This is a genomic window from Thalassospira lucentensis MCCC 1A00383 = DSM 14000, assembly GCF_000421265.1.
GTDB lineage: Bacteria > Pseudomonadota > Alphaproteobacteria > Rhodospirillales > Thalassospiraceae > Thalassospira > Thalassospira lucentensis.
On record NZ_ATWN01000001.1, the window covers coordinates 820209 to 845984 of the forward strand.

At 51.8% G+C, this 25776-nt stretch carries 23 protein-coding genes; 11 read left to right on the plus strand and 12 right to left on the minus strand.

Going from position 1 to position 25776, the window contains the following annotated elements; genetic code table 11:
* Positions 1–5 precede the first annotated feature (5 nt).
* The 5 genes from K355_RS0103915 to K355_RS0103935 all read left to right on the plus strand — a co-directional run bounded on the left by K355_RS0103915 (position 6) and on the right by K355_RS0103935 (position 3782).
* A complete protein-coding gene (locus tag K355_RS0103915) occupies positions 6–1076 on the plus strand; it encodes a sn-glycerol-3-phosphate import ATP-binding protein UgpC (RefSeq protein WP_022730803.1) in 1071 nt (356 codons plus the stop codon).
* A gap of 142 nt (positions 1077–1218) precedes the next feature.
* A complete protein-coding gene (locus K355_RS0103920; RefSeq protein WP_022730804.1) occupies positions 1219–1692 on the plus strand; it encodes a GAF domain-containing protein in 474 nt (157 codons plus the stop codon).
* A gap of 60 nt (positions 1693–1752) precedes the next feature.
* Positions 1753–2289: a single-stranded DNA-binding protein gene (gene ssb, locus K355_RS0103925; RefSeq protein ID WP_022730805.1), complete on the plus strand. Its 537-nt coding sequence runs from the start codon at positions 1753–1755 to the stop codon at positions 2287–2289.
* 122 nt (positions 2290–2411) lie between these two features.
* A complete protein-coding gene (locus tag K355_RS23060) occupies positions 2412–3284 on the plus strand; it encodes a hypothetical protein (RefSeq protein ID WP_022730806.1) in 873 nt (290 codons plus the stop codon).
* A 93-nt stretch (positions 3285–3377) separates the two neighbouring features.
* On the plus strand, positions 3378–3782 hold the full coding sequence (locus tag K355_RS0103935) for an NUDIX domain-containing protein (RefSeq protein ID WP_033368387.1): 405 nt from the start codon (positions 3378–3380) through the stop codon (positions 3780–3782).
* Positions 3783–3812: 30 nt separating this feature from the next.
* Here the strand turns inward: K355_RS0103935 and K355_RS0103940 are convergent, their stop codons facing one another.
* Positions 3813–4370 carry a YchJ family metal-binding protein gene (locus K355_RS0103940; protein ID WP_022730808.1) on the minus strand — a complete coding sequence of 186 codons (558 nt, stop codon included), beginning with the start codon at positions 4368–4370 and terminating at the stop codon, positions 3813–3815.
* Between the two features lie 577 nt (positions 4371–4947).
* On the opposite strand from K355_RS0103940, the gene rpoH reads away from it, so the two are divergent.
* Complete coding sequence (gene rpoH, locus K355_RS0103950; RefSeq protein ID WP_022730809.1) at positions 4948–5817, plus strand: RNA polymerase sigma factor RpoH; 870 nt, start codon at positions 4948–4950, stop codon at positions 5815–5817.
* A gap of 131 nt (positions 5818–5948) precedes the next feature.
* On the opposite strand, the gene K355_RS0103955 is transcribed toward rpoH, so the two are convergent.
* Together K355_RS0103955 and K355_RS0103960 are read right to left on the minus strand one after the other, a co-directional pair.
* A complete protein-coding gene (locus K355_RS0103955) occupies positions 5949–6404 on the minus strand; it encodes an NUDIX hydrolase (protein ID WP_028791300.1) in 456 nt (151 codons plus the stop codon).
* Positions 6397–6666 carry a hypothetical protein gene (locus K355_RS0103960; RefSeq protein WP_022730811.1) on the minus strand — a complete coding sequence of 90 codons (270 nt, stop codon included), beginning with the start codon at positions 6664–6666 and terminating at the stop codon, positions 6397–6399. The genes K355_RS0103955 and K355_RS0103960 overlap by 8 nt, the downstream gene beginning before the upstream one ends.
* A 203-nt stretch (positions 6667–6869) precedes the next feature.
* Here K355_RS0103960 and K355_RS0103965 point away from each other — a divergent pair, with 203 nt between their 5' ends.
* Complete coding sequence (locus tag K355_RS0103965) at positions 6870–7748, plus strand: DUF502 domain-containing protein (RefSeq protein WP_022730812.1); 879 nt, start codon at positions 6870–6872, stop codon at positions 7746–7748.
* A 105-nt stretch (positions 7749–7853) separates the two neighbouring features.
* Here the strand turns inward: K355_RS0103965 and recG are convergent, their stop codons facing one another.
* Positions 7854–9941: an ATP-dependent DNA helicase RecG gene (gene recG / locus K355_RS0103970; RefSeq protein WP_022730813.1), complete on the minus strand. Its 2088-nt coding sequence runs from the start codon at positions 9939–9941 to the stop codon at positions 7854–7856.
* Between the two features lie 228 nt (positions 9942–10169).
* On the opposite strand from recG, the gene K355_RS0103975 reads away from it, so the two are divergent.
* Both K355_RS0103975 and mfd read left to right on the plus strand, forming a co-directional pair.
* A complete protein-coding gene (locus K355_RS0103975; protein ID WP_022730814.1) occupies positions 10170–10442 on the plus strand; it encodes an FAD assembly factor SdhE in 273 nt (90 codons plus the stop codon).
* Between the two features lie 7 nt (positions 10443–10449).
* The gene (gene mfd / locus K355_RS0103980) at positions 10450–13947 is read left to right on the plus strand and encodes a transcription-repair coupling factor (protein ID WP_022730815.1); all 3498 of its coding nucleotides are present in this window, start codon (positions 10450–10452) and stop codon (positions 13945–13947) included.
* Between the two features lie 54 nt (positions 13948–14001).
* On the opposite strand, the gene K355_RS0103985 is transcribed toward mfd, so the two are convergent.
* From K355_RS0103985 to K355_RS0104020, 8 genes are all read right to left on the minus strand, one after another.
* Positions 14002–14691, minus strand: a complete 690-nt coding sequence (locus K355_RS0103985) for a DsbA family oxidoreductase (protein ID WP_022730816.1) — start codon at positions 14689–14691, stop codon at positions 14002–14004.
* A 4-nt stretch (positions 14692–14695) separates the two neighbouring features.
* A complete protein-coding gene (locus K355_RS0103990; RefSeq protein ID WP_022730817.1) occupies positions 14696–15919 on the minus strand; it encodes a phosphopentomutase in 1224 nt (407 codons plus the stop codon).
* 60 nt (positions 15920–15979) lie between these two features.
* Positions 15980–16813 (minus strand): deoxyribose-phosphate aldolase, encoded by an 834-nt coding sequence (deoC, locus tag K355_RS23065; RefSeq protein WP_022730818.1) that lies wholly within the window; start codon positions 16811–16813, stop codon positions 15980–15982.
* Positions 16814–17014: 201 nt separating this feature from the next.
* A complete protein-coding gene (locus K355_RS0104000; RefSeq protein ID WP_022730819.1) occupies positions 17015–18154 on the minus strand; it encodes a succinylglutamate desuccinylase/aspartoacylase family protein in 1140 nt (379 codons plus the stop codon).
* Positions 18155–18257: 103 nt separating this feature from the next.
* Positions 18258–19001, minus strand: a complete 744-nt coding sequence (locus tag K355_RS0104005) for an ABC transporter permease (RefSeq protein WP_022730820.1) — start codon at positions 18999–19001, stop codon at positions 18258–18260.
* 3 nt (positions 19002–19004) lie between these two features.
* Positions 19005–19697, minus strand: a complete 693-nt coding sequence (locus K355_RS0104010; RefSeq protein ID WP_022730821.1) for an ABC transporter permease — start codon at positions 19695–19697, stop codon at positions 19005–19007.
* Positions 19698–19807: 110 nt separating this feature from the next.
* Positions 19808–20605: a lysine/arginine/ornithine ABC transporter substrate-binding protein gene (locus tag K355_RS0104015; RefSeq protein WP_022730822.1), complete on the minus strand. Its 798-nt coding sequence runs from the start codon at positions 20603–20605 to the stop codon at positions 19808–19810.
* Positions 20606–20692: 87 nt separating this feature from the next.
* On the minus strand, positions 20693–21466 hold the full coding sequence (locus K355_RS0104020; protein ID WP_022730823.1) for an ABC transporter ATP-binding protein: 774 nt from the start codon (positions 21464–21466) through the stop codon (positions 20693–20695).
* Between the two features lie 964 nt (positions 21467–22430).
* On the opposite strand from K355_RS0104020, the gene K355_RS0104030 reads away from it, so the two are divergent.
* Complete coding sequence (locus K355_RS0104030) at positions 22431–23405, plus strand: TAXI family TRAP transporter solute-binding subunit (protein ID WP_022730825.1); 975 nt, start codon at positions 22431–22433, stop codon at positions 23403–23405.
* 113 nt (positions 23406–23518) lie between these two features.
* Positions 23519–25759, plus strand: a complete 2241-nt coding sequence (locus K355_RS0104035; protein ID WP_022730826.1) for a TRAP transporter permease — start codon at positions 23519–23521, stop codon at positions 25757–25759.
* Positions 25760–25776 lie beyond the last annotated feature (17 nt).

The window sequence follows — 25776 nt, forward strand, 5'->3', positions numbered from 1 at the left end:
CTACGATGGCAACTGTTACACTTAATCAGGCCGAAAAAACTTACGCGAATGGCTACAAGGCGATCCACGGGATTAATCTTGAGATTCAGCACGGTGAATTTACCGTACTTGTCGGGCCGTCAGGATGTGGCAAGTCCACCTTGCTGCGCATGATTGCCGGTCTTGAAAGCATTTCAGACGGCGAGATCAGCATTGATGACAAGGTCGTCAACAAGGTTGCGCCAGCGGATCGCGACATTGCGATGGTTTTCCAGAACTATGCGCTCTATCCGCACATGAGTAATTACAACAACATGGCCTATGGTCTTCGCAACCACGGCCACAGCAAATCAGAAATCGACAGCAAAGTGCGTGAAGCTGCGCGCATCTTGCAACTTGAAGACCATCTTGAGCGCAAACCAAGCCAGCTTTCGGGGGGGCAGCGCCAGCGTGTGGCCATGGGACGTGCCATTGTTCGGCAACCAAAGGTTTTCCTGTTTGACGAACCATTGTCCAACCTTGATGCCAAACTGCGCGTTGATATGCGCCTTGAAATCAAAAATCTTCAGCAACGCCTTGGGATTACATCGGTTTACGTCACCCACGATCAGGTCGAGGCCATGACACTGGCCGACCGTCTGATCGTCATGAATGGGGGTGTTGCCGAACAGATCGGAAGCCCGATCGATATTTACGAAAAGCCCGAAACCCTGTTTGTTGCGGGCTTCATCGGGTCACCGGCGATGAATTTCCTGCCCGGCAAAGTATCAGATGATCGCACGCATGTTGTTGTCGGGGATAAGGTCAAACTTGACCTTGATCACGATGTCGAGGCCGGACGCAATGTGACGGTTGGCATTCGTCCCGAGCATTTCCGCCTGTGTGGCGATGATGCCGGGCCGGTAAGCGCCTCTGTGCGGATGGTCGAATCGCTTGGTGCGGAAACGCTTGTGTATCTTGATTTTGGCATCGGGAATGAAAACGTGACATTGCGTGTTCAGGGAACCCATCAGTTCGCCAAGGGCACGGTGCTTAAGTTGTCCATTACCCCAGACATGATCCATCTGTTTGACACCGAAACTGGCAAGCGTATTTGAACATATCTAATTTGTGCCTAGCGAACCCCCGGCGATGATCTGTCGTCGGGGGTGCTTTTGTTTTGGGATATGGATCAATTTAACCTTGTCTCAAGCCTGACGAGCGGGTAGTTCGTAGTCTCTCAGAATTCAGGAGACCATCATGCAGGCAGATCAGAAAAAGGCGCTTTATGAAGAAGCGACAAAAGAACTGGTTAGCATCACCGAAGGCGAAACAAACGTCACTGCGTTGATGGCAACAGTGTCTTGCATCTTGTCCGAAAAGTTCGACTATTACTTTTGGACGGGATTTTATGTTGTTGATCCCAATAAACAAAATGAACTGGTTGTTGGGCCGTATCAAGGCACACTTGGCTGTTTGCGCATCCCGATTGGGCGCGGTGTCTGCGGGACGGCCGCGTCAACGCGCGAAACGCAATTGGTTGCCGATGTGCATGCCTTTCCGGGACACATCGCGTGCGACAGCCGGTCCAATTCGGAAATCGTCGTGCCGGTTGTTAATGCTGATGGGCAGTTGATTGCTGTGCTCGACGTCGATAGTGTCGAACTCAATTCATTTGATGAAATAGACCGCGTCGAACTTGAAACTTTAATGCAGCGCATTTTTGCGCAATGATAACTCACAAGTCCTGTGCATACAGGGCCACGGACAAACACAAACTTTGGAAGATAACCCATGGCTGGCAGTGTCAATAAAGTCATTCTCGTCGGAAACCTCGGCCGCGACCCTGAAATCCGGTTCACCCAGGCTGGCAAGAAAATCGCCAATTTCAGTATTGCGACCTCCGAACAGTGGCGGGACCGTCAGTCTGGTGAGCGCCGCGAGCGTACCGAATGGCACCGTATTGTTGTGTTCAACGAAGGTCTTGCAGATGTCGTGGAGCGCTTTGTTAAAAAAGGCAGCAAGCTTTACATCGAAGGCGTGCTTCGGACCCGCAAATGGCAGGGGCAGGACGGCAAAGACAATTACACCACTGAAATTGTCCTGGAAGGCTTCAACTCCAACCTGACCATGCTTGATAGTCGTGGCGGAGAAGGCGGCGGAATGGGTGGTGGATCGTCGTCTGGCGGCGGCTACGGCGGCGGTCAGGACAATGGCGGCAACTTCGGTGGCGGCGGTTCTGACGCAGGCTGGGGCAACGGTGGTTCGTCCTCTGGTGGTGGTTCCGCTCCGTCAGGCGCCCCGGACCTTGATGACGAAATTCCGTTCTAAGTCAGACTCCAAAGTTATTTTTCAGGCACCCCAAAACGCGATCTGTGTTTTGGGGTGTTTTCTTTATACCTATCCAATGCCATTTTAATGCGATCCAACGTTGGAACTAAGCAGATCATATAATGACGACACCTCAAAAGTTTACGCTTGAAGACATCACAGCACGGGCAGAAGACGAACAGATCGCCCCCGTCAATTTCAAGCAGGTCAAATTAACCAAGAAATACCTTCTGCCGCGGATCAAGGAATTGCATAACGATATGCTTTTGCTGCGCCAGCAGTATGACCAAAGTTTTGATGTGTCGCTCAACAAGGGGGGCAAATCCTACCCGGAAGGGTTTTGTCAGGAAATCACGCTTGGGGTTAAAAGCCTTCTTGAGCAAAAGGTTGGTTCTGCAACAAGTCCCGGACTAGTTGCACTCCGTGATTTTGTACGCAACGGTGGCTTGGCAAAACGTGTCTGGGGTAATCTGCGAAATCAGTATTTTCAGAACGCTTTTCAGTTTGGCAGTCTATATGTCGATGTCTCAAATGACACGGTCGACATCCGCAAGGATAAAGTGGAAATATTGCCGCTTTCCAAAGCCAGAATGTTTCCGATTAACAATTATGATGGTTACGCAGATTTGGCTGAAAAGTATTGGAAAGGGCAGGTTTACCCCAATCGCGTATTGCTGGATCTTGCCGTGATGTTTCCGTTGTTTCTGATTACGCCGGACGGGAATATCGGCCTGCATGCGAACTACCAGACAATTTTGTACCGCAACATGCAGCATGATTTTGCATTATCCGAGAAATTCCTGTTCAGGAACAAACGCAAGACGCTTGATCTGCCGACGCCATACCATGAAAAACTTGTTGCTGAATGTGGGGCAAGCGTGACCCCGGCAAGCGACGCGGAATTACATTCGTATTTCGACAATGCACGAGAAACGTCGTTGCGATTTGACGTCACACGTTGCCAAGGAATGCTTGATCGCGCTATTGCGGTATAAAACAATCATACGATCCTGCGCAGCAGGGGTTGCACTCACAGGTCGAAGGCAAGGTTGCCCATTTTGGTCGCTCCGATATTTGGAACCCCGCGCATGGGGCAAAGTTACACAGTCCAGGATTGTTCCTATGCGGTCATCAAGGATGATCAGGGCAGGGTTGCCGTGGCCAAAACGCCAAAGGGTGTGGTCCTGATTGGCGGCGGGGTTGAGACGGGTGAAAGCGAACGTGATGCCCTTCACCGTGAAGCCTATGAAGAATCGGGCTATCGGGTTCGGATCCTGTCCCGGATCGGATTTGCATCCCAGTATATTAATAATCCGGGCAAGGGCCGTTACCGATTAAAGCGCGCGACGTTCTTTCAATGTGAAATGGTCGAACGTATTGGGCCGCCACTTGAAGATGATCATGAACTGATTTGGCTGTCCTATGACGACGCGCACAACCAGCTTATAAGGCTGTTTCACCAATGGGCACTCGAAGTCGTCGGGAAAGGCTGACGAACCCTCAGTTTCTCAGCAAGTTTATATTTATTCACAGCATTTTTTAAATTTCTTGCCAGATCCACACGGGCAGGGATCATTACGTCCGACCCGATGGGGCGCTGCGCCCGGTTTGATACCATTCGCATTTGGGAAATCACCATCGACATACACCCATTTACCGGCACGGCGTTCAAAGTTTGACCGTTCATGGAGGTGATGGTGCTGCCCGTTTTCATTAAATCGGGCAATGAATTCGACCTGTCCCGTCTGATCGAATAATCCACCTGCTTTGCGGTCAATGATCTCAAGCCCGATCCAGTCGGTTTGATCGTGTTCAATGCCTTTTGCGTCGAACGCACCGCGCTTTTCAGCGGCGATGGTATCGGACAGATAGGCGCCATTGCGCAGAACAAAGGCGCAATAGCGTGATCGCATCAATTCTTCCGCTGTGCTCGTATAATCTGCGCCGGATAGAAACCGACCGCAGCAGTGATCAAATCTGCGTGAGCTGCCGCACGGGCAAAGGTCTGTTTCTGAGGAATCGGGCATGGTTTGGCTTCCGGTCTTGATCGTTTGCGGGCGAACATAATGGTATCGCGCCATCGTAGTGATTTCCAGCTCGGGGGGAACATTTTCTGTGTCAGGATCGTTGGAAACCCTAGTACGTGACTGATGGTCAACTCTGCTGCGCAATTTGGGTCGTTTGCCTTTGTTTCGCCTTATATCGTTTATACCGTGAACTATTGGCGCTTTTAATTCCCGACAGGAAAAGTCGGGTATAGAAATTAAAACGCTGATATCGAGTGATTAATATAACTGAAACGCTGGTCAGAAGTTCTTGACGGATTTGGTCGGGTTTAGATATATTAATTGTGCGGGTGGGGGCCCAAAGGCACCGCCGGATCGAAGTCCGGCCTATTGGCGGACAATGAAATTGTCGATTTGCTTCAAGTAAGGATGAGACACCATGAATACAGACTCTTTTCGCATAAGCTGTCCTCTCCCATAGACCTTTCAATGGGATGAAAATGCGACCGGACGACTTTGACCTTCTTGGTCTTAATCCGGTCATCCACGTGAATGAGTTCACAAACGACAGTGTTCGCGCGTCATCTAAATTCTGACTGGCCCCGTATGCATATACAGGTGTCGACGCGTTAACCTCTCAGGAGGACAGAAAATGAGCGCCATTAAATTACCAGCTGTTTCCCAGGAAGATGGTTTCTCGGGATATCTCCGCGAAGTTTGGAAGTTTCCAATGCTGACCGTGGACGAAGAATACATGCTTGCGCACCGTTATCAGGATCATGACGATACTGCTGCTGCGCACAAGCTTGTCACCAGTCACTTACGCCTTGTTGCCAAAATCGCATTCGGGTATCGCGGCTATGGCCTGCCGATGGCTGATCTTGTGGCAGAGGGCAATACCGGCCTGATGCGTGCGGTTCAGAAATTTGACCCGGAACGTGGTTTCCGCCTGTCGACTTATGCGATGTGGTGGATTCGTGCTGCCGTAACTGAATACGTCCTGCAAAGCTGGTCGATGGTTAAGCTCGGCACGATGGCTGCACAGAAAAAGCTGTTCTTCAGCCTGCGCAAAGCCAAACGTCAGCTTAACATCTATGACAATGGTGAATTGTCGCCAGAACAGGCATCGCAGGTTGCCGAAAGACTTGGCGTTACGGATCGTGAAGCGCTTGATATGAACCGCCGTCTTGCGGCGCGTGATTTCTCGCTCAATACGCCGATGCCCAAAGACGAAGGCATGGAGTATCTCGATACCCTGTCATCGGATGCGCCAAGTCCAGAGGCACTGGTCGGGAACGAAGAAGAACGCGTGCTTAATAATGGTATGCTGAAAAACGCGATGGGTGAACTCCCGGAACGTGAACAGGAAATCATCAAGGCCCGTTTCCTCAGCGACGACCCGATCACGCTTGAGAAACTCGGCGAACGTTTCGGTGTGAGCCGTGAACGTGTCCGTCAGCTTGAGGCCCGTGCCTTTAAGAAAATTCAGGAAAGCGTTCTGAGCCAACACGCAGCAGCGTAATCAGTTCAATCATCCGACGAAATCAGGCGACATCCAATGGGTGTCGCCTTTTTGTATGAGGAATAGGGGCGTTGCTGGTATCAGCGCAGGTCGCTTTGGTCGGGCGCATTGTGGTCTCATGACGTGAGCCTTTAGCGCGACGGCACATCGCCACGCACACGTCTTGCCTTTTCGATCATTTCAATCGTCTTGTTCCAAAGCTTATAGGGGGCAAGTTTGGTTGCATCGACCCATTGCGCATCGGCGACATCTCCGCCGGCACATAAACCCTCACCAATTGCCTCGGCAGTAAAATCAATCAGGGTATAATGATACTGGATGATGCCATTCGGTGCAGGTGAAATCAGGTCCACCGTATCGACAAGGATCGGGGGGGATATTTCGATGCCAGTTTCTTCAAGAATTTCGCGTCTGACCGCTTGTTCAAGCGTTTCGCCAAGTTCCTGAGCCCCGCCAGGAAGGCTCCAGCTACCAATGTTGGGTTCTTTACCTCGTTTGATCAGCAAGACCTGATCGTCATGCCAAACCACAGCCCCGACGCCGATGATGGGGCGCGGTAGGAATGTACGGACATCGGCGTCAGACATCGTCTTCGTCGTCTTCAAGGTCATCATCGGGGTCAGGGACCTCGTGAACGATTTTCCCGGTCATTTCGCGGGCGCGAATGGTCGGGGTTCCCAAAAACTGTTCTTCTGATTCAGGACGCAACGACATGACAAAATCAATCGCCGGGGCATCTCCAACCGCAAATTGACGCGCCGTGTCATAGTCAGGTGCGCGTACCTTGGATGTTTTGATGCCGACTGACCCGTTGTCGTCGTATATATATTCGACAATCCAGACCTTCAAAATAACTCCATCGGGCTGCTATTTGATGATTTGCTGTTTGTTTGGTTGCACCGCAATCTTGAATACTGGTATCACTTGAAAATAGGGAGTTATCCCTGATCCAATGTCGCAGTAGTACCATATTCATACTGATAAATGGTGAATGCCAAAAGCTATTCTTACGGTTTGGGTATTCTAATGCGGCTTATCAGTACAGGTGACCAATGAACGCCAAGCGCGACGATAAACATGACGCGGACAAGCACGGCTCCGCACTGCCGAGCCCGGGTTTCTTTGCGCGTGTGCGCGCCTACTTCCTGACCGGTGTTCTGATCAGTACACCGCTTGCGATTACCTTTGGACTAGCTTGGTGGTTTATCGAGTTTGTCGACAGCAAGGTGATGCCGCTGATCCCGGCACATTACAATCCCGAAGCATATCTTCCTGACGGCTACCAGGAATACGGCATTCCGGGATTTGGTCTTCTGGTTATGCTGGTGTTCATCACCATGGTTGGCTGGTTCACTACCAACTTTGCCGGTCGTGCTTTGATTAAGCTGTATGAGCGCATTCTGGGCCGTATTCCGGCAGTGCGCAGCATCTATGGTGCGATCAAACAAATTCTCGAAACGGTTCTGGCCAATCAGTCCAATGCATTCCGCCAGGCAGTGTTGCTTGAGTATCCACGCCGCGGCATGTGGGCGATTGGGTTCATTACTGGTGAAACCAAGGGTGAGGTTCAACACCTTACCGAAGATACGGTCATCAACATCTTTTTGCCGACAACACCAAACCCGACATCGGGTTTCCTGTTGTTTGTGCCGCGTCAGGATGTCGTCATTCTTGATATGTCCGTCGAAGAGGCCATCAAGATGGTGATGTCTGGCGGTATTGTAACCCCACCGGATCGCCGTTCTCCCGAAGAACAGAATCAGCCGCGGGTTTCGTCGAAAACCTACGAAGACCTTGATGTGTTGCGCGAAAAAGAAAACAGCCCCATTTTGGTTTCGCGTGACATTGCCCCCCGTCAAAAGCCCGGTAGTACCGAAGATACCGGGAAGGCCGGGCAGGGCGAAGATGACAAACATCGCGAAGACGCGTGATCACTTGGCCGTTGCCGGTGACTAACAGTTAAAACAAGGGCGCATGCCAAGTCGGCTGCGCCCTTTGTTGTGTCTGTTTATGCGGTTTTTTATCGCGGCGTCTTTTTATCCGGATCGGAAGTATCGCACGGCCTCATCGCGTTCGAACAGGTACAGCAACAAACGCAACGCTTCACTACGCGTTTTTTGTAAATCTGGATCACGATCCACAATCAAACGGGCATCATCGCGGGCAATGGCCAATAAATCGCCGTGTAGCTCCAGATTGGCCAAACGATATTCCTGAATCCCGCTTTGACGCGTACCAAGAACTTCACCCGCACCGCGAAGTTTCAAGTCTTCTTCGGCGATGATAAAGCCGTCCTCTGTTTCGCGCATGATCTTAAGGCGCGCCTTGGAAACCTGTCCCAACGGGCTGCCATAAAGCAGCAGGCAGGTGGACGCCGCATCCCCACGACCAATACGCCCGCGCAACTGATGAAGCTGGGCCAGGCCAAGTCGTTCGGAGTGCTCAATCACCATGATGGTGGCATCAGGTACATTGACGCCGACTTCAATAACGGTGGTCGCAACAAGGATCGATGTATCGCCATGGGCAAAGCGCTCCATGACTTCATCTTTTTCCTTAGCCTTCATTTTGCCATGCACAAGCCCAACGCGGGCGTCACCGAACAACTCAACCAAGATGCGATAGCGTTCCTCGGCAGCCTGAAGGTCGAGAATTTCTGAATCTTCGACCAACGGGCAGACCCAATAGATTTTGGTGCCTGTGCGCATTGCGCGCCCAATGCCCGAAATGACGTCATCGACCTTATCAATCGGCAAAACGCGGGTATCGACCGGTTTTCGTCCCGGCGGCTTTTCATCAAGCCGTGATACTTCCATATCGCCAAATGCGGTCAAGGTCAGGGTGCGCGGGATCGGGGTCGCGGTCATAACCAGAACATCGACAGCTTGACCTTTGCCAGCCAACATCAAACGTTGATGAACGCCAAATCGGTGCTGTTCATCTACAACGGCAAATGCAAGGTCAGAAAAAACAACATCATCCTGAAATAGCGCGTGGGTACCGACGGCAATCTGCACATCACCATTGGCAAACCCTTCAAGAGTTGCCTTGCGGGCTTTACCCTTGTCGCGCCCGGTTAGGATCGCACATTTAATCCCGATTTGTTCGAGTAATGGACCTATCGTTTCAAAGTGCTGACGGGCCAGAATTTCGGTCGGTGCCATTATGGCTGCTTGGCGGCCGCATTCCACAGCATTGAGCATGGCCATCAGCGCAACAACGGTCTTGCCCGAACCAACATCGCCTTGCAAAAGGCGCAACATCCGGCCTTCACTGGCCATATCGTCATAGATATCGGCCAGTGCACGTTGTTGTGCGCCTGTCATGGCAAAGGGCAGGTTCGCGGCAAGCTTTTGTCGCAAATCACCCGCACCATTGGTCACGCGCCCACCAAGCTTGCGCATTTTTGCCCGGATCAGCGACAAGGCCAGTTGATTGGCGAGCAATTCGTCATAGGCAAGCCGTTGGCGGGCCGGATGATCAGGCGATAGATCAGCGGCGTCTTCGGGGTTATGAATTGTGCGAAGCGCACTGGCGAGATCAGGCCATTTATGACGCGCAACCAATGCCGGGTCGTGCCATTCCGGAAGTTCTGGAACCAATTGAAGGGCGGCACGCATTGCCTTGGTCAGGGTTTTGCCCGTCACACCGGCAGACATCGGATAGACCGGCTCGACGGTTTGAATTTCCGCGCGCTCGGCTTCTGTGCCAATCCGATCGGGGTGGGTGATCTGATATTCGTTACGATAATGATCGACCTTGCCCGACACGATGCGCTTTTCCCCGACGGGAAGCACATCATTGAGGTATTTGGCCCGCGCATTAAAAAATGACAGGACCAGAGTGCCGCTGAGTGTTTTGCAGATCACGCGATAGGGGCGGCGCCGGTTTGGGGATGGCTCGTGGCGTTCTACCCAAACATCCATTGTCACAACCGAACCATCGATTGTTTCATCAAGTGGTGGCGAAAAACGACGGTCAATGATCCCCGATGGCAGATGCCAGAGTAAATCGGCAACATGTTCGCCACCGATCAAGCGCACGACCAGTGGCTTTAACCGCGGCCCAATCCCGGGCAGGGTTTCGATTTCGGCAAAAAGCGGGAATAAAATTTCCGGGCGCATGTCGGTTTTCGTTGCAACTTTCGACGAGAACGTTAATAGAACAAATAGGTTTACCGGACGGGTATACAACAAAATTATCGCGCAACAACCATCAAGTCACCCTTTGATGCAAAATCACCTGATCACGGCATGGACCAAAAGCGTATTTTACCGTACAAACCATGCCACAGAATATCATATAGCGCCGTGCAAAAGGCTGCTGTGCAGAAGTAAGTCAGGAGATCAATTATGACAGATAACATTTCGGAACTTGAAATGCGGCGCAAGAAGCTGCTGTTCCGTGGTGGTCATCGTGGTACCAAGGAAAACGATATCCTGATCGGTCGCTTTATGGACGAACATCTTGCGACGTTGACCGCAGAACAGCTTGATACGTTTGAAGCCCTGATTGTGGACGTTCCCGATGCAGATTTCTTCAAATGGGCGACGCGTAAGGAAGCAGCACCGGCGGAGTATGATACCGATGTGCTGCATATGATTCAGGATTTGAGCAACGCCTGATAAAACATTGAAAAAAATCAAAGAAATCTTATCATCCAAAGGCCGAAAACGCGTCGGCGGTGTCCCCGAAGGTGCGGACGCACTGGTTTTGCGTGAACTGCTTGATGCCAAGGCGTCGAACAGCACGATCTTGCATGTTGTCAGCGATGACAAACGCATGGCGCAGCTGGCAGAAGCATTACGCTTTTTCGCTGGTGAAGTTGAAGTCCTGACACTGCCGGCGTGGGATTGCCTGCCGTATGACCGTGTCTCGCCGATTTCGGAAGTCACCGCACGTCGCGTGGAAACGCTAACCATTTTGGCCGAAGGGGACGCACCCAAAGCCGGACACGGGCGCATTGTCCTGACAACAGCGGCTGCGATCCTGCAGCGCGTACCGCGCGTTGATGTGATGCGTGCCGGAAAACTGGCCTTTAAGGCGGGGGCGGAATATGATCGCGCGGAACTGACGGCTTATTTCGAACGGATGGGCTACAACCGTTCAGAACAGGTGATGGAGCCGGGCGACTATGCCGTGCGTGGCGATATCGTCGATATTTTCGCACCGGGCATGAATGAACCAGTGCGTCTTGATTTCTTTGGCGATGAGATCGAAAGCATCCGGCGTTTTGATGTTGAAAGTCAGCGCACGATTGGCAAGGTCAAGGAAATCGCACTTATGCCGGTTGGTGAAGTGTTTCTCGACCCCGAAAGCATTTCACGGTTTCGCAGCAATTATCGCGAATTGTTTGGCGCGGTTTCGCAAACCGATCCGCTGTATGAATCGATCAGTAACGGCCTGAAATATGGCGGCATGGAACATTGGTTGCCGCTGTTTCATGATGGGCTTGATACGATTTTCGCCTATCTGCCCGGTACTGTCATTAGCCTTGATTACCAATACGGCGAAGTCCTTGAAAACCGTCTTGAAATGATCGATGACTACTATCAGGCGCGCTTGAACATCAAGGGTGGTGGGCTTTCGGGCGACAACGTCTATAAACCGGTGCCAACCGAACGGCTGTATCTGGATCAGGCCGAATTTGATCGGATGCTGTCGGACCGGGTCGTCCTTGAATTTTCCCCATATTACGAGGCCGAAGATCCCGAACGCGGGATTTACGACATTGGCGCGCGTGCCGGGCGTGATTTTGGCGATGTGCGCGCACGGGCCGATACCAACCTTTATGAAGCGTTGCGGGACTTCATCACCGAACAACGTGGCAAGGAAAACCAGATCGCCATTGCGGCCTATTCTGATGGATCACGCGATCGTATGGTTTCGCTTTTGCGTGAACACGGCGTTGGCAAGGTCGTTACCGCAGAATGCTGGGAAGACATTACCGATGATCTGACATTTGAGCAGGTTGTGGTTGTTATCCTTGATATGGAACGCGGTTTTCGCCGCGAAGGTTTTTGGTTCGTCACCGAGCAGGATATTCTTGGCGACCGGATGAGCCGCCCGGGTGGGCGCCGTCGCAAGGCTGATAATTTCCTGCGCGAGGCCTCCGAGATTTCCGAAGGCGATCTTGTGGTTCATCTTGAACATGGGATCGGGCGGTATCTGGGCCTAAAGACCGTTACGGCTGGTGGTGCACCGCATGACTGTCTGGAGCTGGAATATGACGGCGGTGACAAGCTGTTCGTTCCGGTGGAAAATATCGAAGTCCTGTCGCGCTATGGCTCGGACGAGGGACTTTCAATCCTTGATAAGCTGGGCGGCGTTGCCTGGCAGGCGCGTAAGGCCAAGCTGCGCGAACGTATTCGCGATATGGCGGCCAAACTGATTAAAGTCGCGGCTGAACGTCATTTGCGCAAAAGTGCCGTACTCAGCGCGCCTGAAGGCAGCTATGACGAATTCTGTGCTGGGTTCCCGTTTGCCGAAACCGAAGATCAGGCACGTGCAATTGTCGATACGCTCGACGACCTTGCGGCAGGAAAGCCGATGGATCGTCTTGTCTGTGGCGATGTTGGCTTTGGCAAGACCGAGGTCGCCATGCGCGCCGCCTTTACGGCCGTGATGTCAGGCAAACAAGTTGCCATCGTCGCCCCGACAACACTGTTGTGTCGTCAACATTACCTGAACTTCAAGGAACGCTTTGACGGGCTCCCTGTGCGTGTTGAGCAACTGTCGCGTCTTGTGACCGGTAAAAACGCCAAGCTGGTCAAGGACAACCTTGAAAGCGGGCATGTTGATATCGTCTGCGGCACGCATGCTTTGCTTGGCAATGGTGTTCATTTCAAAGACCTTGGTCTTTTGATCGTCGATGAAGAACAGCACTTTGGCGTTAAACATAAAGAGCGTCTGAAAGAGCTTAAATCTGACGTCCACGTTCTGACCTTGACGGCTACACCTATCCCGCGCACCCTGCAACTCGCTCTGACCGGGGTTAAGGAACTGTCGATCATTGCGACACCCCCGGTAGACCGTCTTGCCGTGCGGACATACATCACACCTTACGATCCGGTGGTTGTCCGAGAGGCAATTTTGCGCGAGCGCCATCGTGGCGGGCAGGTGTTTTATGTTTGCCCACGGGTCAATGAGCTTTCGCGTGTTGCCAAGGAACTCGAAGCGCTTGTTCCGGAAATCAAGTTTGACGTTGCCCATGGTCAAATGGGGGCACGTGACCTTGAACAGGTGATGACCGACTTTACCGATCGCAAGTTTGATTTGTTGCTGGCGACCAACATTATTGAATCGGGCATTGATGTGCCCAACGCCAACACCATGATCATCCACCGTGCGGATATGTTCGGTCTGGCTCAGCTTTATCAGCTGCGCGGTCGTATTGGGCGGTCAAAACAACGTGCGTATGCCTACCTAACACTGCCAAATGGCAAGAAACTGACCGCAACCGCGCTTAAGCGGCTTGAGGTCATGCAGACCCTTGATAGCTTGGGTGCCGGATTTAACCTTGCCAGCCATGATCTTGATATTCGCGGGGCAGGGAACCTGTTGGGCGAAGAACAATCAGGCCATATCAAAGAAGTCGGGATCGAACTTTATCAGCAAATGATCGAAGAAGCTGTGGCCGAAGCCAAGGGCGAGATCGAGGCATCTGACGAGGCAAGCTTCATCCCACAGATCAATATCGGCATGCCGGTTCTGATCCCGGATCGCTATGTGCCCGATTTGGGCGTGCGTCTGGGGCTGTATCGGCGGATTTCTGAATTGCGATCACGCGAAGAAGTCGATCAGTTTGCAGCAGAAATGATTGACCGGTTTGGCAAACTCCCCAAAGAGGTCGAGAATCTTCTGGATGTTGTGACCATTAAACAATGGTGTCGCGTTGCCAATATTGAAAAGCTTGATGCCGGGCCAAAAGGGGCATTGATTACCCTGCGTAACAATGAATTCCCAAATCCGGGCGGATTGGTCGGCTTTATTCAGCAACAGGTCGGTGTTGCCCGATTGCGTCCCGACCATAAGATCGTCTATGCCGCGGGCTGGGATGGTCCGACAGATCGCTTGGAAGGTCTGAAACGCTTAATGAAACGACTTTCGGATATCGCAGAAAAAACATAAAGAAAAGGCGGGTAACAAATTGTTATCCCGCCTTTTTTCTTTATCGATCCACCTTTATGATGCGGGTGTTTCTTCTTGTCGGGCAAGCCGCACCATGCGCTGAAGAATTTCAGGTTCCTGTGCGCCCGACAGTGCATGACGACCGTTAAAGACAAAGCACGGAACACCGGTCACACCCATCTGATGTGCAACCCGGTTTTCCTGTCCAACGAAATCACGGTCCATATCGCAGGCAAGGTAATCTAGGATTTCATTTCGGTCTTCGCCGTGTGTTACGGCAATTTCAGCCAGAATATCAAGGTCGCCGATATTTTGACCTTCAAGGAAATAGGCCACAAACAGGTCCTCGACCAAGGCATTGCCAACGGCAGGGCGTTCTGAGCACACCTTGAAAATCAGGCGATGTGAGTCTGTGGAATCTGGCGTGATTTTGATGTCGTCGAACTTAAATTCAATACCAACAGCCGCCCCGGCCGTTTCGATGGCCTTGTAAACGCGTGTGGCACTTTCAGTCCCGCCAAACTTGGCCGACAGATAAAGTTTCCGGTCAATACCACCATTTGGCATGTCAGGATTAAGCAGGAAGGGCCGCCAGTTGATAATCAGGTTATCAAGCTGTTCACGCGACAATGCCTTTTCAAGGCGCTTTTTACCGATGTAGCACCATGGACAAATCGTATCGACGATTGCCTCAATACGGATCGGCATCAGTGATGTTTCGTTTTGTCCAGCATGCCAATTCATTGCGTTATCCGTTTAAAAAAGACGTGCCTGTTGCAAGCGGCGCAATGCCTAAATGATCGGCGACCGTTTGGCCAATATCCGCAAAGGTTTCGCGCATTCCAAACGGGCCGGGCGCAATCGCAGGGCCAAAGGCCAGTACCGGCACAAATTCACGCGTGTGATCATTCCCACGCCAAGTCGGGTCACAGCCATGATCGGCGGTTACAATCACCAGGTCACCCGGTTTCAGGGCGTTGCGCAATTCCGGAATACGGACATCGAACTCTTCAAGTGCATTGGCATAGCCCGGCACATCGCGACGATGGCCGAATTCCATGTCAAAGTCGACAAGGTTGGTAAACACAATGCTGTTATCAGGCGCTTCGGCGATTTCTGTCATCATGGCGTCAAACAGGGCCATATTGCCCGATGCCTTGACCTTTTTTGCAATCCCGCGATGGGCATAGATGTCGGCGATCTTGCCAACCGAAATGACCTTGCCGCCCGCATCGCTGAACAGATCAAGCAAAGTGGGTTTGTGCGGCGGGATGGCCAAATCACGACGGTTTGCAGTACGTTTGAAATCCGCGGGGCTTTCGCCAACGAACGGGCGGGCAATCACGCGGCCAATATTATACGGTTCGACCAGTTTGAATGCGATTTCGCAGATATCATAAAGCCGATCAAGACCGAAATGTTCTTCGTGTGCGGCAATTTGGAACACGCTGTCGGCCGATGTATAGCAAATCGGCATGCCGGTTTTGATATGTTCCTGACCAAGGTCGGCGATAATGTTTGTGCCAGATGCATGGCAATTACCAAGAATCCCGGGCAGCTTTGCCTGTTTGATAAAGGCATCGGTCAATTCCGCTGGAAACGTCGGAACCGTTTGCGGGAAATAGCCCCAATCGAAATCGACGGGCACACCGGCAATTTCCCAATGACCACTTGGGGTGTCTTTGCCGCGTGACAGTTCCTTGGCATGGCCAAACGCACCAAGGATCGCACCGCCATGATCCAATCCCGGTGGAACGCGACCAGTGGCGTCCTTTGCGGCTTCGCCCAGACCAAGTGCGACCATGTTTGGAATATGCAATGGCCCGCTGCGTTGATCGTTATTAGCAAGGCCCTGAGCACAATGTTCTGCAATATGACCCAGAGTGTCAGAACCCTGATCACCGAATTTGGCCGCATCCGGTGCGCTGCCAATGCCAAAGCTGTCTGCCACGATGATGATGGCACGTGCCATTAATGTCTTCCTTCAACCATGTTCTGCCGTCTTATGCTGTCTGGCAGATAGTAATTTTTTCTAGTAGTTACCAGTCGCCGCAGGTGCATTGTTCTGATCAATGCCGCAGGTTTCCAGCAGAGCGGTTAAAACGCCACTGGCCCCAAACCGGAAGGTTTGCGGTGTTGCCCAGCCGTCGCCCATGATCTCATCCGCAATTGCAAGATAAAGGGCGGCGTCACCAGTGGTCTTTACTCCGCCAGATGCCTTGAAACCAGCAACAGCAGCGTCTTCATCGCGCGCATCACGGATGGCTGTCAGCATAGCAACAGCTGTTTCCGGCGTCGCACCAACTGGGACTTTCCCGGTTGAGGTTTTGACAAAATTCGCACCGTGTTTGATCGCAAGGCGTGCGGCGTCATAAATCTTTGACAGGTCATCAAATTCACCGGTTTCAAGGATGACTTTCATGGTGGTCATGGGGCCACAGGCCGTGCGTGTTGCGTTAAGAACATCAACCACACTTGCCAAGTCACCCGACAGAAACGCCTTATAGGGAAGAACCAGATCAACTTCATCGGCACCCTTGGCAACGCAGTCGGCTGTTTCATCGCCAACACGCTGGGCATTGGTACCGCCCTCGGGGAAGTTAACAACTGTCGCGGTTTTAACCCCGCTTTGGCCCAGCGCCCGCCATGACGTTTCAACGAACGGTGCGAACACACAAACCGCAGCTGTATTGCCCGCAGGCGTTTGCGCGCGTTTGCACAGGGCCTCGATTACCTCGGGCGTATCGTCATCGTTCAAGCTGGTCAGATCCAGAACGGAAATGGCGCGACGCGCGGTTTCGGCGTCAGAAACGGCCTTTTTCGCGGCCATTTTAATAACGTCGGGAACGGTTTTCGGGTCGAACATCAGGTCATCCTTGCAACGCGTAGAACGCAAATTATTCTGGTGTGCATCACCATTTAACGATGATGACGAAAGACGGTTTCAATCACGGTCTGATCGAGACTGAATACCGGCGACAAAGGTATCCAACCTTGGCCAAGCAATCAATCAATCCGTCCCAAAACACAGTTTGAATCAGAACCTGCCAATGGCCTATCTGATGGATTATTTTGACAGTAAAAGTTGCCCTTCGCGGCCCGGTAATGGTTCTGCGCCAGCGACAGAACACAAATACCCACCCGGAACGATCAGGCGAATGCCAATGCGCGAATAAAGAACGCCGTTGGTCCGGCTTGAAAAGTCGGTTCTCTGCCCGGTTTCACAGTCAAGAACATATCCAAGTTCCTGACCTGCTTCGACTTTTTCCCCGGCTTCAACATGAAACACCACCATACCGCCATGCGGCGCCATTACCCGGTCAACACCTGAAAGCGGGGTGGCATCACATTTGGCATCAGGAAGGGCCCCCGGATCACCTTTGATCAGGCCGCGACGCTGCAGGAATTTAAACAGATTGTTCGCATCCTTAATCGCATAGTCATCATACACATCGCGATCGCCGCGAAGCTCAATCGTTGTGGCAAGGGTCGCCATTGGAATGGGGAATTCATCGCGATAGACCCGGCGCAACTCGACCCAGGGACGGCTGAATGTTTCGTCAAACGGATTGTCACCGCTGATCTCTGCAATCAGACTGCATTCCGAGCCAATCTGGGCTGAGAGGTCAGCCGCATCTGGCCAGTTGTGATCGCTGATGTAAAGATGCATCGGGGCTTCCCAGTCACAATGCAAATCCATCACATAGTCAGCATCAATCGCCAGTTCCGCAAGGGTCAGACGCAAATCAACAAGATCGGTTAGCGGTGCGCTGTCTTTACGATGTTGGGCAATCAGGCGTCGTAATTCAGCTCGAATGATTGCAACATTCTGATCGGCATCCTGCGTCAGCTTGGATGCCACCGCCTCAATCAGGGCTGCGCTTAAATCAGGATAGTGGCGGTTAAAGTTCTGACCGCTGCGCATCTCAAACCGGCCAAGCGGTTTCATATCAACATACTGGGTGAAGCCGATTGGGTTGGCGAACGGAACAATAACGATTTCGCCGGTGATTTCAGCTTTGGCCTCGGCTTCTGTAAGCAAGGCTTCCAGGTGATGAAGGGTAATGACACCGGGAAGTTCATCGGCATGCAAGGCAGCCTGAAAATAGGCCTTCGGCCCGCTGCCTACTTTGCCATAGCGGCGCACGGTCAGTGCTCTGGATGTCCCCATCTGCGGACGCACAAGGTTAATGCGGTCTTCTTGCATTTTCTGGTCCTGCGTTGGCAACGATATGACGTGATGAAGCTATACAATTTTTTGATATCAATACTGCGTTCTCGACACACATATTGACCAAAAAATATTCAAATCAGACCCCCATGGGTTTGATTTTACCGGGCAGTTTATCCTTACGTTTTTCGCTTCGCCGTAAGTACCGCTCGATCATCTTAAAGCCAAGTGTCAGGACATACACAATGATCAGATAAATCAGACCAGCGGAAATAAATGCCTCATAGGGCAGGGCGGTGCGGGCGACAATCTTGCGGGCGGCACCGGTTAATTCAATCAAGGTCACCGTCGATGCCAGCGATGTGGCTTTAAGGGTAAAAATGACGTCATTGGTATAGGCAGGCCAGATCATCTGCCACATACGCGGGAAAATAATGCGGCGGTAGGTGGTGAACGGAGTCATCCCGCATGCGCGTGCTGCTTCGATTTCACCGCCCGGAACGTTTTGAATGCCACCGCGCATGATTTCGGCGACGTAGGCTGCAGTATTAAGAACAAATGTCAGAAGACAGTACCAATATGGGTCGCGCAGATATGTCCACGTCCAATGGTCCTGAATGCCATCAATGTTGGCAACCAGCTGGCCGACCCCATAATACATCATGAACAATTGCCCGATCAGGGGGGTGCCGCGGAACATATAGATGAAAGCAAAGGGAACGGCCTGTATCCAGACTTTCTTGGACACACGGGCCACCGCAAGTGGAATGGCCAGAACTGTGCCAAAGGCAACTGAAATTACCAGAAGTTGCGCTGTCAGCAAGAAACCCCGCCACAGCCAGACATCATATTTTGTCAGAACGTAGATAAAATCTTCAAACATTTATCAGGCCCTCGCGATCCCGCGGGCAGCCCGCTTTTCAAGTCGGTTGAAAACGAAAAGAGAAATCGTCGTAAAGGCCAGGAACATCAACATCGCAACAAGATAGAAGGTAAAGGGGGCTTTTTCGGTTCCGGCCCCGATGGCGGCCTTGCGCATGATTTCCTCAACACCGACCACAGAAATAAGGGCCGTATCCTTGATCAAAACCTGAAACAGATTATTCAAACCGGGCAGGGCAAACCGCCATAGTTGTGGAAGCTTGATACGCAGGAATATTTGGCGAGGCGTCATGCCACATGCGGTTGCCGCTTCAATCTGACCGACCGGGATGGATTGCATGGCTGCGCGGAAGACTTCAGACGCAAACGCCCCCTGAACCAGGGCAAGGGCGGCGACACCTGACCAGAATGCTGGAATATCAACGCGGGTTTCTTCGCCCGACATCCATTCGGCCAAGTTCTGAATGGCAATGGTACCACCGAAATAAATCAACAAAATAACAAGAAGCTCGGGAATTCCGCGAATAATTACCGTGTAACTTTCACCTATAATACGCAGCAGGCGGAACGACGACAATTTCGCCGATGCCCCCAGCAACCCGATAATGATCATAAAAGGCAAGACAGACAGGCAAAGCTGAATCGTGACAAATCCCCCTTCAAGCATTTGCCAGCCGCGGCCGTATAAATCAAACATGGTGTCTCCAGCAAACCTTGATGCCCATCGATATCATTCGTGTGCGATGATCTGAACCAACAGAAACGGAAAGGGGCGGCAACTATGTGCCGCCCCGAAATATCCGTTGATCAACGCGAATGCAGGTTGACGGATGTGAAGTATTTTTTGTTGATTTCTTCATAGGTGCCGTCGGCAAGAATGTCCTCCAGCGCCTTGTTGAAGATTTCTTTCAAATCCTGGTCTTCCTTACGGATACCAATACCTTCGCCAGCACCAAACCACTCTTCCGGTGCAAATGCATCCGATACGAACGCATATCCGGCGGCGTCATCAGACTCGACCCATTTCAAAAGTACGCCGGAATCAGCCAGGGTCACGTCGATACGACCAGCAACCAGATCGAGCAACGCGTTGTCTTGGGTGTCATAAAGACGGATTTCAACGCCCGGGAAGTTGTCTTCGAGGAACGAAGAATGCGTGGTCGAACGCTGGACACCAACGACCATGCCATCGAGTGCATCTTCAACAACTTCGCCATCGGCATAGGCATTGACTTCCATGCCTTCCTTACCAACGAAAACGGCCGGGCTGGCACTATAATAGTTGGTGAAATCGATCGAACGTTTCCGTTCTTCGGTGATCGACATCTGGGCGATAATGGCATCATACTTTTTAGCCAATAGGCCAGGAATCATGCCGTCCCAATCTTGGGTGACAATTTCGCAGGTTAAGCCAGCTGATTCACAAAGAGCATTTGCAATATCAACATCAAAACCGATTGCCTTGCCGTTGGCATCAATCTCGTTGAACGGGGGGTACGCACCCTCGGTCGCAATAACAACTTTTTCCCATGCAGCATTTGCCGCAGAAGCACTCATTGCCACGCCAAGCGCAGCAGCGGTTGCAACCTTGATCCATTTTTTCATTCATAGTCTCCCTTGTTGATTGGAACAGCACGCAATTCTTACGGCTATTCTTGGACGGCTGCATATCAATGCAGCTGTCACCCCAGATCAGAAATCACGCTGAAGAAATTGTTTCATGCGGTCTGATTTTGGATTCTCGAAAACTTCTTTCGGGTCGCCGAACTCTTCGACGCATCCTTGATGCAGATACATCACGTGGCTCGATACCCCTTTGGCAAATCCCATTTCGTGGGTCACCACAAGCATTGTGCGACCCTCTTCGGCAAGATCTGTCATGACACGTAAAACTTCGCCAACCAGTTCCGGATCCAGTGCCGATGTCGGCTCATCAAACAGAAGAACTTCGGGCTCAATGGCAAGTGCGCGTGCAATTGCCGCGCGCTGTTGTTGCCCGCCAGAAACATGGCCCGGATAGTAATCGCGACGTTCGTACATGCCGACTTTATGCAACAGCGCATCCGCGCGTTCGATGGCTTCCTTTTTCGGAATGCCCAGAACATGTACCGGCGCTTCGATCACGTTTTCCAGAATGGTCAAATGGCTCCAGAGGTTAAAGCTCTGAAACACCATCGCCAATTTGGTGCGAATACGTTGGAGTTGTTTTTTGTCGGCTGCATCCTGACTGCCGTCCTTGAGGGTGCGCATGCGGATCAATTCCCCATGAACATGGACGTTCCCCGCGTTCGGGGTCTCAAGAAGGTTGATGCAGCGCAAAAATGTACTTTTGCCAGAGCCTGAAGAACCAATGATGGAAATTACATCGCCGGTGTTGGCTGTCAAATCAATGCCCTTGAGAACTTCGTGGTCCCCAAAACTTTTGAACATCCCTTCAACCTGCAAGGCGGGTATGTTTTTGCTCATATCGAGTTAAAAATTCCCCTGTTGAAAGTTCTGAAATTCGAATTCGTCTTTAACATCCGCAAACGGATGTCCCCCTACAATTCACGCAGTAGCGTTCCTTGTGGGTAAATAATTGCCTGTCGGTCGCAGGTATTTCCACAGGTTTTTGCAGTTTTATGAAGAAATCTACGACTTTGCCTGCTTTATAAGCACTTTGCGAAATCTTCCCGCAAAAATCGTGCATCAGTACGTGTTTTTACGCAATAAAAAACCACTTAAAAATATTGGATTATTTGACAGGGGGCTAAATATTACGGGTATTTTCCGTTCTCGAAACGTCCTTACCGTGCAATTCCTCTTCGTTATCTCAAACCCGGCACTATATAAAGGTGAGCAGAGCTTGATGAACTCTGACCTGTTATGACTTTAAACATATCACTGATTGCGACGTACCGATTGCAAGAAGCGAAGAACTTCATCATGCAATAGATGGGGCTGCTCGCGCATTTCGTTTGATGACGGCAATAGGGAATTGGCTTCTTCACTGACCGTCGTCGATGCATCCGATGCGGCGGCAACATTTTGCGAGACTTCCTGCGTTCCCGATGCCGCACGCGATACACTACTGGCGATTTCCTAGGGCGCGGCCCCTTGTTGTTCGACGGCGGCAACAATATTCAACCCTATCGCCCAAACCTTTTGAAAATGCCAATTCTTCTTCAGGCTGGGTCGATTACTGGGCTTTGCAAGCCATTAATTGGCTGATTTGAAAGCTACATAAGAAAAAAATTAGGTATGTGTGTGCCCCAAGAAACACGAGACGTACGACCAAAGTATCAGGGGCGCAGAGATCGACATCACTTTTCAAATGAGGCGTTTTACCTATTGATAATATAGCGCATTGCCTTCAACCTTTGGTTTCCCCATATGAGGAAATGGCTTTGGGGGCAAAGTCTTAAAAATTACCGTCAATCGGAGGAAATAAATGAAACGCGCATTATTTGCAGGGATGGCAGTCGCGTTCGCGTTCGGGAGCACCGCAGCCGTGGCACAGGATCGTGCAGGTTGGCCTGACAGCTTTACTGTCGGCACCGCTTCACAGGGCGGAACGTATTTCGCATATGGTTCTGGCTGGGCAAACCTTGTTGCCGAAGAGCTTGGCATTTCCGGTGGTGGTGAAGTCACCGGTGGGCCAATGCAGAACATGGCACTGGTTCACACCGGCGAAGCGGCTTTTGGTATGACCACAATGGGCCCAGCGGCAGAATCACTTGCCGGGACCAATCCGATTGCACCGGGCGTTCAGATGACCAACGCATGTGCAATGTTCCCGATGTACCAGACACCGTTCTCGATCACCGCACTTTCGTCTTCGGGGATTAAGTCCGTTGCCGAAATTCCGGCTGGTGCAAAAATTGGTTTTGGTCCAGCAGGCTCGACCTCGGACACCTATTTCCCACGGATGCTGGAAGAACTCGGTGTTGATTTCGAACGCCGCAATGGGGGCTGGTCAGATCTTGGCGGTCAGCTTCAGGATGGGTTGCTTGACGTGATCGCGTTCGCAGCCGGTGTCCCGGTTCCGGCCGTGAGCCAGCTTGAAGTTCAGACTGATGTAAACATCATCGAGTTCACTGCTGATGAGCAGCAAAAGATCATGGATGCATTCCCGGTATCTGAGTTTGATATTGCAGCCGACACCTATACCACGCTGACGGCACCGGCACGTTCAGTGTCGATGTGGAACTTCGCAATTGCCAATTGTGATCTTCCGGAAAGCTTTGTCTATGCCGCAACCGACGTTGTGATGTCGGACAATGATCGCATGGTGTCAATTCACCGTGCGGCACGTTCGACTGTTCCTGCCAACTGGAACAAAAACAAAGTCATGAAGTGGCATCCGGGTGCTGCGAAGTGGTTTAACGAAAATGGTGCGAACATTCCCGCAGACATGATCAAATAAATCACGCCTGAGAATGTCGATAAAGCGGGCCGTCCAAGGATGGCGGCCCGCTTTTTTTCAATTGCCGCATGAAGTGGCCAAAAAATAATGAACCAAGAGTGTGGGGAAACCTGATGACCGAAAACAGCCAGGTTGAAGACGAACCTCTCATCGCTGAAGGCGTGGATGACGAACCGGTTGAAAGCAATCGCCGTCTTTTTGAGGGCAGGGGACTAACCTTCATCACCCTGGCCGCTGCGATCTATGCGGCCTTTCATATGCTTGCCCTGAATGGGGTGTCTTTGTCAGGCATGACAGGCGGCTTGGTTGATCTTGCATTCTTGCCCGATTTCCCACTTGAAACGTGGAATTTCCGCATAGTCCATGTGGCTGGTGCGTTAGCACTTGGTTTTCTGTGGTATTCGGCAAACAGCTTTGTCGAAGATAGTACCAGTGAGACACCGCTCCTGGGGTATCTTTCCTATGTCTTGCTGGTACCCGCCTTTGTTGCCGTTGGAACCGCCGTCAGTTTTGCCTTTGAAATTGACAATGGGGTCATGTGGAATGGCATTGATGCAGGCATTAAATTCAATGAAACATGGCTGTTTGGCGCGCCATTGATGGTAGCGACCATTGGGGGTATTGTCCTTTCATGGTTCCATAAAACCAGTCGCGAGAAATATTCCCCACCAGATTTCGTGCTGACCGTCTGTGGTCTGGCTGTTGCGCTCTATTTGATTACGATTTACGGCACATTGATGCGCAACTCGACCGGCACGCCGTTTGCTCCGATCGGCATATCGATTGCGGCGGTATCGGGAACGCTTTTGATCATGGAGCTCACCCGCCGGGTTGCGGGTCTTGCACTTGTGATCATTGCGACGATCTTTTTGTGCTACGTCTTCGTTGGTGAATTTCTACCGGGGTTCCTGCAATCACCTGCCATCACGTGGCAGCGTTTCTTTAGTCAGGTTTACACCGATGCCGGCATCCTTGGCCCAACAACGGCCGTTTCATCGACTTACATCATTCTGTTCATCATCTTTGCAGCCTTCCTTCAGGCATCAAAGGTAGGCGATTATTTCGTCAACTTTGCTTTCTCAGTTGCGGGGCGGGCGCGGGGTGGCCCGGCAAAGGTTGCGATTTTCGCTTCGGGTTTGATGGGCATGATCAACGGTACGTCGGCTGGCAACGTTGTTGCGACCGGGTCGCTGACCATTCCTTTGATGAAAAAGGTGGGTTACCACAAGAAAACAGCTGGTGCGATTGAAGCTGCGGCCTCGACCGGCGGGCAGATCATGCCGCCGATCATGGGGGCAGGTGCCTTCATCATGGCAGAGATCACCGGCATTCCCTATACCGAGATCGCGATTGCCGCAATTATTCCGGCCATCCTTTATTTCGTCTCGATCTATTTCATGGTCGATTTCGAAGCCGCCAAGCTTGGTATGCGCGGCATGAGAGAAGACGAGCTGCCGCGCTTTAACCAAATGATCAAAAAGGTATTTCTTTTCCTTCCGATCATCATCCTGATCATCGCCCTTTTCATGGGCTATTCGGTCATTCGTGCGGGTACTTTGGCCACCGTGGCAGCGGTCGTTGTCAGTTGGCTGACCCCCCACAGGGTTGGTATTAAATCGGTTGCCAAGGCATTCGAACTGGCTGGGGCAATGTCGATCCAGATCATCGCAGTTTGTGCCTGTGCCGGTATCATTGTCGGGGTTATCGCCCTGACAGGTGTTGGCGCGCGGTTCTCCAACCTTCTGCTTGGTTTGGCCGAAGCATCTCAGCTGTTGGCGCTAGTGTTTGCGATGATGATTGCCATTCTTTTAGGCATGGGGATGCCAACAACGGCGGCGTATGCGGTTGCGGCATCTGTGGTTGCGCCAGGGTTAATTGAACTTGGAATTGAACCGCTTACAGCACATTTCTTCGTGTTTTACTTTGCGGTTGTTTCGGCAATTACTCCGCCCGTGGCACTCGCGTCTTATGCGGCGGCCGGTATATCCGGTGCCAATCCGATGGAAACATCGATGGCATCTTTCAAGATCGGCATTGCTGCCTTTATCGTGCCGTTCATGTTCTTCTATAACTCCGCCATTTTGATGGACGGTACCTATCTGCAGATCGGCCAGGCGCTGGTAACGGCCATTGTTGGCGTGTTCTTATTGTCTTCTGGCGTGCAGGGCTGGTTCCTTGGTAGAACCGCGGTCTGGTTCCTGCGTATTGCGTTGGTGGCTGCTGCCCTGTTCATGATCGAAGGCGGCATTCTGACCGATCTGATCGGTATCGGGATTGCCATTGCGACCTTCTTCATCCAACGGATCGTTAACCCAAAACCGGGAACGACGTTCCGAACAGGTGGTGCGGACTAACCTCCAGCACACCACCC

Bases quoted from the DNA above. Each gene is read 5' to 3' on its own strand.
- recG (WP_022730813.1), bottom strand. From the start codon at position 9,941: ATGCGCCCGGAAATTTTATTCCCGCTTTTTGCCGAAATCGAAACCCTG.
- ssb (WP_022730805.1), top strand. From the start codon at position 1,753: ATGGCTGGCAGTGTCAATAAAGTCATTCTCGTCGGAAACCTCGGCCGC.
- K355_RS23060 (WP_022730806.1), top strand. From the start codon at position 2,412: ATGACGACACCTCAAAAGTTTACGCTTGAAGACATCACAGCACGGGCA.
- K355_RS0103975 (WP_022730814.1), top strand. From the start codon at position 10,170: ATGACAGATAACATTTCGGAACTTGAAATGCGGCGCAAGAAGCTGCTG.
- K355_RS0104020 (WP_022730823.1), bottom strand. From the start codon at position 21,466: ATGAGCAAAAACATACCCGCCTTGCAGGTTGAAGGGATGTTCAAAAGT.
- K355_RS0104030 (WP_022730825.1), top strand. From the start codon at position 22,431: ATGAAACGCGCATTATTTGCAGGGATGGCAGTCGCGTTCGCGTTCGGG.
- K355_RS0103990 (WP_022730817.1), bottom strand. From the start codon at position 15,919: ATGGCACGTGCCATCATCATCGTGGCAGACAGCTTTGGCATTGGCAGC.
- K355_RS0103965 (WP_022730812.1), top strand. From the start codon at position 6,870: ATGAACGCCAAGCGCGACGATAAACATGACGCGGACAAGCACGGCTCC.
- K355_RS0103985 (WP_022730816.1), bottom strand. From the start codon at position 14,691: ATGAATTGGCATGCTGGACAAAACGAAACATCACTGATGCCGATCCGT.
- K355_RS0103915 (WP_022730803.1), top strand. From the start codon at position 6: ATGGCAACTGTTACACTTAATCAGGCCGAAAAAACTTACGCGAATGGC.
- K355_RS0104015 (WP_022730822.1), bottom strand. From the start codon at position 20,605: ATGAAAAAATGGATCAAGGTTGCAACCGCTGCTGCGCTTGGCGTGGCA.
- K355_RS0103920 (WP_022730804.1), top strand. From the start codon at position 1,219: ATGCAGGCAGATCAGAAAAAGGCGCTTTATGAAGAAGCGACAAAAGAA.
- K355_RS0103940 (WP_022730808.1), bottom strand. From the start codon at position 4,370: ATGGCGCGATACCATTATGTTCGCCCGCAAACGATCAAGACCGGAAGC.
- rpoH (WP_022730809.1), top strand. From the start codon at position 4,948: ATGAGCGCCATTAAATTACCAGCTGTTTCCCAGGAAGATGGTTTCTCG.
- K355_RS0104010 (WP_022730821.1), bottom strand. From the start codon at position 19,697: ATGTTTGATTTATACGGCCGCGGCTGGCAAATGCTTGAAGGGGGATTT.
- K355_RS0103935 (WP_033368387.1), top strand. From the start codon at position 3,378: ATGGGGCAAAGTTACACAGTCCAGGATTGTTCCTATGCGGTCATCAAG.
- K355_RS0104005 (WP_022730820.1), bottom strand. From the start codon at position 19,001: ATGTTTGAAGATTTTATCTACGTTCTGACAAAATATGATGTCTGGCTG.
- K355_RS0103955 (WP_028791300.1), bottom strand. From the start codon at position 6,404: ATGTCTGACGCCGATGTCCGTACATTCCTACCGCGCCCCATCATCGGC.
- K355_RS0104035 (WP_022730826.1), top strand. From the start codon at position 23,519: ATGACCGAAAACAGCCAGGTTGAAGACGAACCTCTCATCGCTGAAGGC.
- deoC (WP_022730818.1), bottom strand. From the start codon at position 16,813: ATGTTCGACCCGAAAACCGTTCCCGACGTTATTAAAATGGCCGCGAAA.
- K355_RS0104000 (WP_022730819.1), bottom strand. From the start codon at position 18,154: ATGCAAGAAGACCGCATTAACCTTGTGCGTCCGCAGATGGGGACATCC.